The sequence below is a fragment of the Rhizobium sp. Root708 genome (genome assembly GCF_001429725.1).
Lineage (GTDB): Bacteria > Pseudomonadota > Alphaproteobacteria > Rhizobiales > Rhizobiaceae > Rhizobium.
The window spans coordinates 177,483-189,178 of the sequence record NZ_LMHV01000042.1; the positions used below are offsets into that span (position 1 = coordinate 177,483).

Consider the following 11,696-nt stretch of genomic DNA (forward strand, 5'->3'; position numbering starts at 1 on the left):
TATGAGTGGCCATTCCAGCTACGAGCCATCAACCGGCCTCGAGAAGTGGATCGATGCGCGTCTTCCGCTGCCGCGTCTCGTCTACGACAGCTTCGTTGCATATCCGGTTCCGCGTAATCTGAACTATGCCTATACCTTCGGCGCCATGCTGTCGGTCATGCTGATCGTTCAGATCCTGACCGGCGTGGTGCTTGCCATGCACTACGCCGCCGAAGCGACGGTTGCGTTCAACTCGGTCGAAAAGATCATGCGCGACGTCAACCACGGTTGGCTGTTGCGCTACATGCACGCCAACGGCGCGTCGTTCTTCTTCGTCGCGGTCTACCTGCACATCGCCCGCGGCCTCTACTACGGCTCCTACAAGGCGCCGCGCGAAATCCTCTGGATCCTCGGCGTTCTCATCTATCTGCTGATGATGGCGACCGGCTTCATGGGCTACGTTCTGCCCTGGGGTCAGATGTCCTTCTGGGGTGCGACTGTCATCACCGGCTTCTTCTCGGCATTCCCGCTGGTCGGCGAATGGGTGCAGCAGTTCCTGCTCGGTGGCTTCGCGGTCGAAAATCCGACGCTGAACCGCTTCTTCTCGCTGCACTACTTGCTGCCGTTCGTCATTGCCGGCGTCGTCGTCCTGCATATCTGGGCGCTGCACGTCACCGGCCAGACGAACCCGACGGGCGTTGAAGTCAAGACGAAGACGGACACGGTTCGTTTCACGCCTTATGCAACGCTCAAGGATGCGCTCGGCGTTTCGATCTTCCTGCTCGTCTACGCCTACTTCGTCTTCTACCTGCCGAACTTCCTCGGTCACGCCGACAACTATATTCCGGCTGATCCGTTGAAGACGCCGGCTCACATCGTTCCGGAATGGTACTTCCTGCCGTTCTACGCGATGCTGCGCTCGATCACCTTCAACGTCGGCCCGATCGACTCGAAGCTTGCAGGCGTCCTCGTGATGTTCGGCGCGATCATCGTGCTGTTCTTCCTGCCGTGGCTCGACACGTCGAAGGTTCGTTCGGCGGTCTATCGTCCGTGGTACAAGATGGCTTACTGGCTGTTCGTGATCAACGCGATCATCCTCGGCTGGCTCGGTTCGCAGCCGGCGGAAGGCCTCTACACCACGATCTCGCAGATCTGTACGCTGCTTTACTTCGCCTTCTTCCTGGTCGTCATGCCGGTGCTTGGTCTCGTCGAGACGCCGCGCCGTGTGCCGAACTCGATCACGGAAGCGGTGCTTGAAAAGCGCAACAAGACTGCCGCGGCTGCAACGGCCAAGGCATAAGCGGGCGACGAGAGGGAATAAAAACATGAAAAAGCTTGTTGCAAGCATTCTGTCGCTCGCAGTCGTCGCCGGTCTCGGAACCGCGGTTCTCGCTGAGGAGGCTGCAAAGCCTGCTGAGCATCACGAGGCAGCGACTCCGCACTATCCGCTGAAGGAGCCCAAGGAGGTCGACTGGTCCTTCGCAGGTCCGTTCGGCACCTACGACAAGGGTCAGCTTCAGCGTGGCCTGAAGGTTTACACCGAAGTCTGTGCCGCCTGTCACTCGATGAAGCTGGTGCCGTTCCGTACGTTGGGCGAGCTCGGCTACTCGGACGCACAGGTCAAGGCTTTCGCAGCGAACTACGAAGTCCAGGACGGCCCGAACGCCAGCGGTGACATGTACACCCGCAAGGCCGTGCCTTCCGATTACTTCCCGTCGCCGTTCGCGAACGCCGAGGCGGCCGCTGCGTCGAACAACGGTGCTGCTCCGCCTGACTTCTCGCTGATCGCGAAGGCTCGCGAAGTCGAGCGAGGTTTCCCGCGTTTCGTCTTCGATATCTTCACGCAGTACCAGGAAGGCGGCCCTGACTACATCTACTCGCTGCTGACCGGTTACGAAGAACCGCCGGCCGGGTTCCAGGTGCCGCAGGGTGCCCATTACAACCCGTACTTCCATGCCGCCGCTGTTTTCGCGATGCCAAAGCCGCTGTCGGATGGCCAGGTGACTTACGACGACGGTTCGCCGGCGACAGTCGACCAGTATGCCAAGGACGTTTCGTCCTTCCTGATGTGGGCTGCCGAGCCGCATCTGGTCGAGCGCAAGCACACCGGCTTCATGGTCATGATCTTCCTGCTGATCTTCTCGGTGTTGATCTACCTGACCAAGCGTTCGGTTTACGCAAACAAGGAACACTAAGAGTTTCATCTCCAAGTGAGGAAAAGGCGGCCGCGGGGCCGCCTTTTTTGTTGGTTCCGGCACCCGCAGTTGATAGGGTGCGCCGACCAACGGCCCTTCAGATGGATCTTCCATGAACGACACGATTTCGGAGCTTGCAGCCAGCATTCGCTCCATTCCGGACTATCCCAAGCCCGGCATTATCTTCCGTGACATCACCACGCTTCTCGGCAACCCCCGCGCCTTCCGGCGCGCCATCGACGAGCTCGTCCAGCCCTATGCCGGCATGAAGATCGACAAGATCGCCGGAATGGAAGCGCGCGGCTTTATCCTGGGCGGTGCCGTGGCACACCAGCTGTCGGCAGGTTTCGTGCCCATCCGCAAGAAGGGCAAGCTCCCGCACGACACGGTTCGCATCGCCTACAGCCTGGAATACGGTGTCGACGAGATGGAAATGCATCGCGATGCGGTGCAGCCGGGCGAGAAGGTCATTCTCGTCGACGACCTGATCGCTACCGGCGGCACGGCCGTTGGCGCGACGCAGCTGCTGCGCCAGATCGGCGCGGAGGTCGTGTCGGCCTGCTTCGTTATCGATCTGCCGGACCTCGGCGGTCGCAAGAAGCTCGAAGAACTCGGCGTCGATGTCCGTACGCTCGTGGAGTTTTCCGGCCACTGAGGCCGGTTACTCGAATTCGATGACGGTGCTTTCGAAGCGGACGACCGGCGTGCCGTCCGCGATCGTGCCTTCGCAGAGAATGCTGTTCAGCCTTCGTCCCGGACGCGATGCAAGGGCGCGGCTCGATAGGAACGTCACGGTGTAGGCGACTTCCTCTCCGGCAAAGACCGGCCGTATCCACTGAAGCGTCCGGAAGCCGGGCGAGGGGCCGAGCTTCGGAGGCTCGATGCCTTCCGACAAGAGCCGGACGCATTCCCGTTCCCAGTAAGCGACAAAGGTGCGCATCCAGGCCGCGCAGGTATGCCAGCCGGATGCACAAAGACCGCCAAAGAGCGATTGGCTTGCCGCCTCCGCGTCGAGATGGAACGGCTGCGGATCGAAGCGTTCGGCGAAATGAACGATCCGTTCCGGCGTGAAGAGATAGCTGCCGATTTCGACCTTTTCGCCGATCGCGTAGCGTTCCGCCATGATCATGCCGGCTTCTCCTGTGGTTCCTGCAGGACGAACATGATCGAGTTCTCCGCCAGGCAGACAAGTTCGCCGTTCTGATTTTCGACCTCGTGGCGGAACTTCACCATGCCGATGCCCGGTCGCGAGCGGAGCGGGCGCGCTTCCAGCACCGTCGAATATCCGGAGATGGTGTCACCCGCCAGAACAGGCCGGCGCCATTCCATGAAGTCGACACCCGGAGCGCCTTGCGAATTGGAGCCGATAAGGAAGCTCTCCGCCATCATCCGCATGAACAGGGCCGATGTGTGCCAACCGGAGGCCGCAAGGCCGCCGAGGATGCTGGCGCGGCCGGCGCTCTCGTCGAGATGCATGGGCTGCGGATCGAACTCCTCGGCAAAGTCGATGATCTCCGCCGCAGTGACCGTCTTCGGTCCCAGTGCGAAGCGGCGGCCGGGCTGAAAATCCTCGAAGGCAAGTTTGGGATCGGACAAATTCGTCTGCACCTCATAGGAGTTTCATATCAATTACAATAGCATGCCGTCAGACACAACGATTCCTGCGAAACTTGTCCATGACCGAACTGAAGCAGATTCTCGACGATGCGGCGCGTGAAGGCATCATGCCGACGCAAACAATCGATCGCCTCCTGCCATTCCTTGTGGCGCGGGGCGTGAAGGTCGACATGCCTTCCGCCGTTGCGCGGCCTGATGCGGCGCCGTTTTCGGATACGGAAACGCCGAGCTTCGTGCGCGGCTTTCACGACGTGCTGATCACGATCGGCATCGTCGTCGCGCTCGCGGGGCTATGGGGCGTGGCTTCGACCTATGCGGTCCTGCCTGCGATCGTCGTACTTGCCGAAATCCTTGTTCGGCGGCAGAGGCTTGCCTTGCCGGCGGTCGTCCTCAGCCTTGCGCTTGCTGCGTGGACCGCGGTGATGTCGGCGAGCTGGGTCGGGAGCGGCTTCACCGGCATGAATCTTGGCGGCAGCGATACATTGCAGTTCACGCTCGCGTTTCCTGTGGTGATGGGGCTTTTCTATCTGGTCTACCGCGTTCCGCTCGCGCTGGCGCTGTCGATGATGGGAGCGGCGGTGGTCCTGCTACAGCTCGTCCTGCGCGCGCTGGCGTGGCTCTCCGGTGATCCGCTCTTCGAACTCAACCACCCGGCGGTCCTGTCGATCATCGCGATCGTCTGCGCCGTCGGCCTATTCGCGCTTGCGATGAGCTTCGACCTGAAGGACCCGATGCGGCGCACCGTCAATTCGGATGTCGCCTTCTGGCTGCATCTCGGAGCGGCACCCGCCTTGCTTTACAGCGTGCTCTCGCTGCCCGGGCTCACCGGTGGAACGCTGAGCGCCCTGCAGACCATGTCGGGACGGACGCCGCTGGTGGTGGCAACTGTCGTGGCACTTATGTTCATCGGCCTGATTATCGACCGTCGAGCCTTCGTGACGTCGGGATTGCTGTCGCTGGGTTTTGCGCTCTATGGCATCTTTCGCCGCGGAGACGCGAGCATCGATACCTACGTCTTCATCACGCTCCTGACGGTGGGCGTGATCGTCCTCATCATTGGCACAGGATGGATGCCGCTTCGGCGTTTCGTCATGCGCCGTCTGCCTGAGGGCATGCAGGCAAGACTGCCGCCAGCTTAGGCGGCAGTCTGTCTTGTCATCGGATCAGGTGTTGAAGCGGAAGTGGATGACGTCGCCGTCCTGGACGACGTATTCCTTGCCTTCGTCGCGGCCCTTGCCGGCTTCCTTGGCGCCGACTTCACCCTTGAAGGTGATGTAGTCGTCGTAGCCGATGGTGAAAGCGCGGATGAAGCCGCGCTCGAAGTCAGTGTGGATAACGCCAGCGGCAGCAGGCGCCTTGGTGCCGCGGACGATGGTCCAGGCGCGGGTTTCCTTGGGGCCGACGGTGAAATAGGTGATCAGGTCGAGCAGGTGGTAACCCGCACGGATCAGGCGGTCGAGACCGGCTTCTTCCAGGCCGAGCGCGGAGAGGAATTCCTTCGCTTCCTCTTCCGGCAGCTGCGCGACTTCAGATTCGATCGCGGCCGAGATAATGACGCATTCCGCACCCTGTTCCTTGGCCATGACGGCGACGGCGGCGGTGTGCGCGTTGCCGGTCGAGGCGTCAGCTTCAGCGACGTTGCACACGTACAGCACCGGGTGCGAGGTCAGGAGGTTGAGGCCCTTGAGGATCTCGATATCTTCGACAGCCAGGGTCTTGAGCAGGAGGCGGGCAGGCTTGCCTTCGTTCAACAGCTTGATGACCGCTTCCATGACCGGCAGCTGGGCCAGCGATTCCTTGTCCTTGGAGGCGGCGCGCTTGCGGGTCTGCTCGACACGGCGTTCCAGGCTTTCGAGGTCGGCGAGCATCAGCTCGGTCTCGATCGTGTCCGCGTCGCCGACCGGGTTGATCTTGCCTTCGACATGGGTGATGTCGTCGTCTTCGAAACAGCGCAGCACATGCACGACGGCATCGACTTCGCGGATGTTGGCGAGGAACTTGTTGCCGAGGCCTTCACCCTTGGACGCGCCGCGTACGAGGCCGGCGATGTCGACGAAGGAGATGCGGGTCGGGATGATTTCCTTGGAGCCGGCGATAGCGGCCAGCTTCTGCATGCGCGGATCCGGAACGGCGACTTCGCCGGTGTTCGGTTCGATCGTGCAGAAAGGATAGTTTGCCGCCTGCGCTGCCGCCGTCTTGGTCAGCGCGTTGAAGAGGGTCGACTTGCCGACATTCGGCAGACCGACGATACCGCATTTGAAGCCCATGGCCTGAAACCTGCTGTTCTTGAATTCGTTGGTGCTGGCTATGGGGTAAAAGGCGCCTTGCGGTCAAGCTTTTCGCGCAAGTCTCTTGCATTCCGAGGGTTGAACCTCGGCCTTTGCAGCGCGATATAGGTATCGGCGAGCCATTCTCGCTTCTCCATGTCATCAACGGGTAGATTTGCGATGAGTGATAACGATATTGCTCAGAAACCGAAGACCAAGTCGAAATCGAAGCTGGACCGGCCGAAGCTCTACAAGGTCATCCTCTTCAACGACGACTACACACCGCGCGAATTCGTGGTGATGATCCTCAAGGCCGTCTTCCGCATGGGAGGGGAAGCCGGCTACCGTGTCATGATGACCGCGCACAAGCTGGGATCGAGCGTGGTGGTGGTTTGCACGAAGGATATCGCCGAGACGAAGGTCAAGGAAGCGATGGATTACGCCAAGGAGGCCGACTTCCCGCTGATGTTGACGGCAGAGCCGGAAGAATAACCGTCAGCGCCTGATCTGGTAGCCCGTCTTATCCTGGCTAAAGCCGCAGTTCTTGTAGAAGCGCAGCGTTGCTGGATCCTTCGATCCCGTAAGAAGCATGACCTTGTAGCAGCCCGCTTCCCAGGCGGCCTTGACGGCGTGCTCGATCAGGGCGCGTCCGTAGCCCCGCATCCTGTGGGTCGCGGCGGTCACCACGTTTTCGATCACCGCATATGACGCGCCGTTTCTGGTCAGGTTGGGGACGACGATCAATGTTACCGACGAAGCCACAGCTTCGCCGGCATGGCCGATGAAAACCGTCATGCCGGGCTGTGAAAGGATTGCTTCGAAGCGTTCTTCGGCCTGCGCGCCGTCGATGACGGGGTCGGCCGGGTTCAGCTCGCGGTAAAGGGCAAGCAAGACCGGCAGGTCGCCAGCCTCGGCGGCGCGGATGACGAGTTCGCCGGCGGACACGTCAATCGCCCTTGTTGCCGAACATCTTCTTCAGCATTTCTGCCATCGGCCCGGTTGTCGGAAGCGCTTTTGGCTGCGCGTGGTTGCGCGCCTGATGAATGTGCGACTTGGCGGCGGGCTTCTTCTCCGCTTTAGGCTTGTCTTCATCGGCCTTGCCGCCGACCGCCAGGGCCAGCTTGTTCATCAATTGCGAGTCTTCGTTGCGGACCAGCATGTCGGCATTGTCGGCGAGCGTGTCGAGCAGGGGCTCAAGCCAGCTCTGGTCGGCCTTCGCGAAGTCACCAAGCACATGATGCTGCACCAGTTCCTTGACGCCCGGATGGCCGATGCCGAGGCGCAGGCGCCGATAGTCCTTGCCGCAATGGGCGTCGAGCGACTTGATCCCGTTGTGGCCGCCATGTCCGCCGCCCGTCTTCAGCCGCGCCTTTGCGGGCGGAAGGTCGAGTTCGTCGTAGATGGCGACGATATCCGAGGGTTGCAGCTTGTAGAAGCGCATCGCCTCGCCAACGGATTCGCCCGAAAGGTTCATGTAGGTCTGTGGCTTGATCAGCAATACCTTCTCGCCGCCAAGCTCGCCTTCGGAAATCTCGGCCTTGAACTTCTTCGACCACGGCGAAAAGCTGTGGCGCCGGTAGATGGCGTCGACTGCCATGAAGCCGATGTTGTGTCGGTTGCCGGCATACTTGCTGCCGGGGTTGCCGAGGCCGGCGATGATCAGCATGGGTATTCGTTCCTTGCGAGGTCGGTTGCCTGTCACCACCGCGAAACGGCGCCGGAGTCAAGCATTCCCTGGGGCTTGCCAGCCTTACTCGGCCGTATGTAGGCCGTATCTCGCGAAAATCTCTTTCTGCGTGCCATCGGCAATCAGCTTATTCAAGGCGTCCTGCATTTTCGCCCGCAGGTCATCGGGAAAGCTCTTTTCGCAGGCGATGCCCATTGCCTGCGATGCCAGCAGCGCCACGCGTCGCAGCGGCTGCTCGGCCTTGATCTTCTCGAAATAGGGCTCCGAAATAGGCATGAGATCCACCCGGCCGTTGAGCAGCTTGCGCAAGGTGCCGCTGAAGTCGCTCGCGAGATCGATCCGGGTGAAGCCCTTGTCCTTCAGAAGCGCTTCGGTGTAATCGCCGCGATGCGTGCCGACGGTGTACTTCTTCGCATCGTCAAGATCGGTGGCGGAGACGCTGGAGCCGATCTTTGCAACCAGGATGTTGCGGTCGATCAGAAGCGGTTCGACCCACTTGAAGATCTGGTCGCGCTGTGCGCTGTGCGCGGTCGTGAACACGCAGGTCATCGGTGTGGTCTGAGCCTGGCTGTAGGCGCGCGTCCAGGGCACCATTTCGATCGAATAATCGATGCCGGCAGATGTCATGATCTTGTCGACCTGCTCGATCGAGGCACCTTTCAACACCTTACCCTCGCGGTAGCTGAAGGGCGAGTATTCCTCGGTGAGAAGGGTGACGGTCGCGGCCTGTGCGGCGGCAAACGAGGGAAGACAAAGCAGAGTGAGTAGCATCAAGCGTTTGATCATCTGGCCTTCCCCTGATTGTCAGGATGCACGCGCCACCGCAGGCGTTGCATCAGTCAATATCTCGATCAGCCGATCGGCGTTTTGCGGGCGATGGAAGAGATAACCCTGGCCGAAATCGAGACCCATCTCGTATAGCGTTCGGCATTCGTCTTCGGTCTCTATGCCTTCGGCTATGACGGTGCAGCCCATCTTGTGGGAGAGCGTCGTGATGCTCTCGACCAGCGTCCGGCTCTTCTGGCGCACTTCTTCGCTCGCATCGTTGATCGACCGTGTGAACGACTGATCCACTTTGATGATATCGACAGGGAAGCGGTTCAGGTAGCTCAGCGATGAATATCCGGTGCCGAAATCGTCCAGCGCGATGCGGCAACCAAACCGGCGGATTTCGCCGACGATCGTTCGGATATGCGGGTTGTTGTGCATGAGCACGGCTTCGGTGATCTCGACGACGATCCGATCCGGCCGGATCCCGTGACGCCCGAGCGCCGAGGCCAGACGCGCGGGAAGGGCTGCTTCGAACTGCAGCGGCGAGAAATTGATGGCTAGGTAGCTGTCCTGCATGCCGGGCAGCCGCGATATGCGTGCCAGATGCGCGATCGCCTTTTCCATGATGGCATTGCCGACACGCACGATCTTGGAGGTCTCTTCCGCGACCTCGATAATCTCGGCCGGTGCCATCAACCCCTTCTGCGGGTGGTTGAGGCGCATGAGAGCTTCGAAGCCGGCGATGCCGCGGCCGTTCAAGTTCACGATCGGTTGCAGGTAGGCGTCGAACCAGTTTTCCGCCAATCCGGTTTCGATGCAGGTCTCGATCTCGGCGCGCGTCCGGGCGTGGTCCAGCATGCTGTTGTCGAACAGCTGCGCACCGTTCTTTCCGTCGCGCTTCTTGGCGTACATCGCCATATCGGATTTCTGCAGCAGTTCCACTGCATTCATCGCATGATGCGGGTAGATGGCGATGCCGACGCTGGCGCTGAGGTGCAGGTCGGAACCGAAGGGCTGATGGAAGACGGATGCGATCTGCTCGGCCATCGCGGTGGCGCGTCGCACGGCGTCCTTTGCGGGCAGCAGGATGGCGAACTCGTCACCGCCGAGGCGAGCAGCCTCGTCCGAAGGTGCGAGATGCATCTTGAGCCGCTCGACGAACTCGCGCAGCGCGTTGTCGCCCTCGGCGTGGCCGAGATTGTCGTTGATCCACTTGAAACGGTCGAGGTCGACGAAGAGGCAGGCGAGTTCGTTGCCGGTCTGGTCGGCTTGACGGATTTTCCTGTCGAGCACGGCTTCGAAACCCTGGCGGTTCAGCAAGCCGGTCAGGTGATCGCTGATCGCCTGCTGGTGGTTGCGCGCTTCCGAGGCCTTCAAGTCGGTGACATCTGTCATGACCGAGAGCGAGAGGACGTCGTGGCCGCCCGTCGCGGCCTTCGATTCCAGGATCAGAACGTCCATCAAGCGGTCGTTGGCGCAGATGAACTTGACGGTGACACCCGAGGCCGCCGTGCTGTCGTCACGCGTATTGCGATCAAGGAAGAGGTCGCGTGTTTCGGCGGTGACCAGATCGATGAACCGTTTTCCGATAACGTCGCGCCTGAGGTATCCGGTCGCAAACAGCCAGTAGTCGCTGACGGCGGTGATCCTGTTGTCCTCGTCGAGAGAGAACAGCATAGCCGGAGTCAGGTCGTAGATGTCGATCGCGCGGCGGTGGGCGAGCTTGAGTTCGCGTTCCTCGCTCTCGAGCTTGGACTGCATCTCGTTGAAGCTGCTGGCCAGGCGACCCATTTCGTCATTCGAACGCCAATCGACGTGATGACGCGAGCCGAGCTGTCCGGTCGCTTCAATGGCCGCGATCAGGCGCATCAGCGGGCGAATGACAAAGATGCGGTTACCGATCAGGGCCGAGCTGAAAACCGTGAGCACGGCGAAGACGAAGATCGCCATGAAGACGATCTCTTCATGCTTCAGGCCGCCGAAGAGGCCGAGTGCTGGATAGAATACAGAAATGGTGCCGAGGTTCTTGGGACCATCCACGGTATTGTAGATGATCGCGCGGGATACCTGGATGAGTTCGCCGCGGAAGGACTTCGGGATCGTGGACTGGGTGACGTCGAGCTGGCCGGACTGATCGCGGACCTGAACCTTGACGATCGCACCCTGCGAAACGACGGTGGCGCTGATCTGGGCGACGCTGTCATCATCCAGGTCCCATAGCGGCTTGGCCAGTGCCTGGGCGTTGGCGACGAGAAGCACGGAGATGTGGTCGCGGATTTCCTTGTCGGCTCTTTCGGACGACAGAAAAAGGAACAGCACAAAGAGGGGCGCAACAAAGAGAAGCAGTGCTCCGCAGACGATTGCGAGAAACCTATTCTGAACGGAATTGTGCATTTGTTCCGTTTTTCCCCTTGCCGCATTCTGGCCGTTACCTGGCGCCCTCGGCATCCTCCGGACGGTCCTGAATGCTTCCCCGAAATGTATTAAATGTTGCTGAAACGACCCCTTTCGCCAAAATGAAAAAGCCCGCCTTCGTTAGAAAGCGGGCCGTATGCTTTACAAATTATGGAAGCTATCAGGCTTCGGCTTCTTCAGCGCCTTCGTCAACGCCGCCTGCCGGAGCAATGATCGTTGCGATCGTGAAGTCGCGGTCGATAACGGTCGAAACGCCCTTCGGAAGGGTGACTTCCGAGATATGGATGCTGTCGCCGATCTTCTTGCCGCTGAGGTCAATGTTGAAGAATTCCGGGATAGCGTCTGCCGGGCAATGAACTTCGATTTCGTGACGAACGATGTTCAGAACGCCGCCGATCTTGAGGCCCTGGGACTTGTCTTCATTGATGAAGTGAACCGGGATCTCGACTGTGACCTGGGTGTTGCCGGATACGCGCAGGAAGTCCACGTGCATCGTGAAGTCACGGACGGGATCCAGCTGGTAGTCCTTCGGCAGAACCTTGTACTTCTTGCCGTCGACGTCGATCGTCGCGATCGTGGTCATGAAACCACCGGCATGAATGCGCTTGGTCACCTCATTGGTGCTGAGAGTGATAGAAATGGGGGCCTGCTTGTCACCATAGATGACAGCCGGGATAAGACCATTGCGGCGAAGTTCACGGGCGGACCCCTTACCAACCCGTTCGCGCGCCTCGGCCTTGAGCTCGTAGCTTTCGTGGCTCATGA

Annotated in this window: 13 protein-coding genes; 5 read left to right on the plus strand and 8 right to left on the minus strand. The window is 60.4% G+C overall.

Translation table 11 applies throughout. The features are described from left to right. Nucleotide 1 precedes the first annotated feature (1 nt). The 3 genes from ASE04_RS23520 to ASE04_RS23530 all read left to right on the plus strand — a co-directional run bounded on the left by ASE04_RS23520 (nt 2) and on the right by ASE04_RS23530 (nt 2,829). The gene (locus tag ASE04_RS23520; RefSeq protein ID WP_056823509.1) at nt 2-1,279 is read left to right on the plus strand and encodes a cytochrome b; all 1,278 of its coding nucleotides are present in this window, start codon (nt 2-4) and stop codon (nt 1,277-1,279) included. 25 nt (nt 1,280-1,304) lie between these two features. Continuing rightward, the gene (locus ASE04_RS23525; protein WP_056823512.1) at nt 1,305-2,174 is read left to right on the plus strand and encodes a cytochrome c1; all 870 of its coding nucleotides are present in this window, start codon (nt 1,305-1,307) and stop codon (nt 2,172-2,174) included. Nucleotides 2,175-2,286: 112 nt separating this feature from the next. Continuing rightward, the gene (locus ASE04_RS23530) at nt 2,287-2,829 is read left to right on the plus strand and encodes an adenine phosphoribosyltransferase (RefSeq protein ID WP_056823515.1); all 543 of its coding nucleotides are present in this window, start codon (nt 2,287-2,289) and stop codon (nt 2,827-2,829) included. Nucleotides 2,830-2,835: 6 nt separating this feature from the next. On the opposite strand, the gene ASE04_RS23535 is transcribed toward ASE04_RS23530, so the two are convergent. After that, complete coding sequence (locus ASE04_RS23535; protein WP_056823519.1) at nt 2,836-3,303, minus strand: MaoC family dehydratase; 468 nt, start codon at nt 3,301-3,303, stop codon at nt 2,836-2,838. Then, nucleotides 3,300-3,770 (minus strand): MaoC family dehydratase, encoded by a 471-nt coding sequence (locus tag ASE04_RS23540; protein WP_056824061.1) that lies wholly within the window; start codon nt 3,768-3,770, stop codon nt 3,300-3,302. Before ASE04_RS23540 ends, ASE04_RS23535 begins: the two co-directional genes overlap by 4 nt. Nucleotides 3,771-3,850: 80 nt before the next feature. Between ASE04_RS23540 and ASE04_RS23545 the strand changes: the two genes are divergently transcribed. Next, nucleotides 3,851-4,930 (plus strand): hypothetical protein, encoded by a 1,080-nt coding sequence (locus tag ASE04_RS23545; RefSeq protein ID WP_056823522.1) that lies wholly within the window; start codon nt 3,851-3,853, stop codon nt 4,928-4,930. A 24-nt stretch (nt 4,931-4,954) separates the two neighbouring features. Here the strand turns inward: ASE04_RS23545 and ychF are convergent, their stop codons facing one another. Further along, the gene (gene ychF, locus ASE04_RS23550) at nt 4,955-6,058 is read right to left on the minus strand and encodes a redox-regulated ATPase YchF (protein ID WP_056823525.1); all 1,104 of its coding nucleotides are present in this window, start codon (nt 6,056-6,058) and stop codon (nt 4,955-4,957) included. Nucleotides 6,059-6,238: 180 nt separating this feature from the next. Here ychF and clpS point away from each other — a divergent pair, with 180 nt between their 5' ends. After that, the gene (gene clpS, locus ASE04_RS23555; RefSeq protein WP_056823528.1) at nt 6,239-6,550 is read left to right on the plus strand and encodes an ATP-dependent Clp protease adapter ClpS; all 312 of its coding nucleotides are present in this window, start codon (nt 6,239-6,241) and stop codon (nt 6,548-6,550) included. A gap of 3 nt (nt 6,551-6,553) precedes the next feature. On the opposite strand, the gene ASE04_RS23560 is transcribed toward clpS, so the two are convergent. The 5 genes from ASE04_RS23560 to ASE04_RS23580 form a co-directional block, all read right to left on the minus strand. Beyond that, nucleotides 6,554-7,003, minus strand: coding sequence for a GNAT family N-acetyltransferase (locus ASE04_RS23560; RefSeq protein WP_056823530.1), 450 nt, complete (start codon nt 7,001-7,003; stop codon nt 6,554-6,556). A gap of 1 nt (nt 7,004) precedes the next feature. Next, on the minus strand, nt 7,005-7,724 hold the full coding sequence (gene pth, locus ASE04_RS23565) for an aminoacyl-tRNA hydrolase (RefSeq protein WP_056823533.1): 720 nt from the start codon (nt 7,722-7,724) through the stop codon (nt 7,005-7,007). An 84-nt stretch (nt 7,725-7,808) separates the two neighbouring features. After that, on the minus strand, nt 7,809-8,528 hold the full coding sequence (locus ASE04_RS23570; protein WP_056824064.1) for a substrate-binding periplasmic protein: 720 nt from the start codon (nt 8,526-8,528) through the stop codon (nt 7,809-7,811). A 21-nt stretch (nt 8,529-8,549) separates the two neighbouring features. Beyond that, nucleotides 8,550-10,910 (minus strand): EAL domain-containing protein, encoded by a 2,361-nt coding sequence (locus tag ASE04_RS23575; protein WP_056823536.1) that lies wholly within the window; start codon nt 10,908-10,910, stop codon nt 8,550-8,552. 181 nt (nt 10,911-11,091) lie between these two features. Beyond that, nucleotides 11,092-11,694 (minus strand): 50S ribosomal protein L25/general stress protein Ctc, encoded by a 603-nt coding sequence (locus ASE04_RS23580; protein WP_056823539.1) that lies wholly within the window; start codon nt 11,692-11,694, stop codon nt 11,092-11,094. Between the last annotated feature and the right edge of the window lie 2 nt (nt 11,695-11,696).

Coding starts and splice junctions, on each gene's coding strand:
- ASE04_RS23580 (WP_056823539.1), bottom strand. CDS start 11,694: ATGAGCCACGAAAGCTACGAGCTCAAGGCCGAGGCGCGCGAACGGGTT.
- clpS (WP_056823528.1), top strand. CDS start 6,239: ATGAGTGATAACGATATTGCTCAGAAACCGAAGACCAAGTCGAAATCG.
- ASE04_RS23575 (WP_056823536.1), bottom strand. CDS start 10,910: ATGCACAATTCCGTTCAGAATAGGTTTCTCGCAATCGTCTGCGGAGCA.
- ASE04_RS23525 (WP_056823512.1), top strand. CDS start 1,305: ATGAAAAAGCTTGTTGCAAGCATTCTGTCGCTCGCAGTCGTCGCCGGT.
- ychF (WP_056823525.1), bottom strand. CDS start 6,058: ATGGGCTTCAAATGCGGTATCGTCGGTCTGCCGAATGTCGGCAAGTCG.
- ASE04_RS23535 (WP_056823519.1), bottom strand. CDS start 3,303: ATGATCATGGCGGAACGCTACGCGATCGGCGAAAAGGTCGAAATCGGC.
- pth (WP_056823533.1), bottom strand. CDS start 7,724: ATGCTGATCATCGCCGGCCTCGGCAACCCCGGCAGCAAGTATGCCGGC.
- ASE04_RS23520 (WP_056823509.1), top strand. CDS start 2: ATGAGTGGCCATTCCAGCTACGAGCCATCAACCGGCCTCGAGAAGTGG.
- ASE04_RS23545 (WP_056823522.1), top strand. CDS start 3,851: ATGACCGAACTGAAGCAGATTCTCGACGATGCGGCGCGTGAAGGCATC.
- ASE04_RS23530 (WP_056823515.1), top strand. CDS start 2,287: ATGAACGACACGATTTCGGAGCTTGCAGCCAGCATTCGCTCCATTCCG.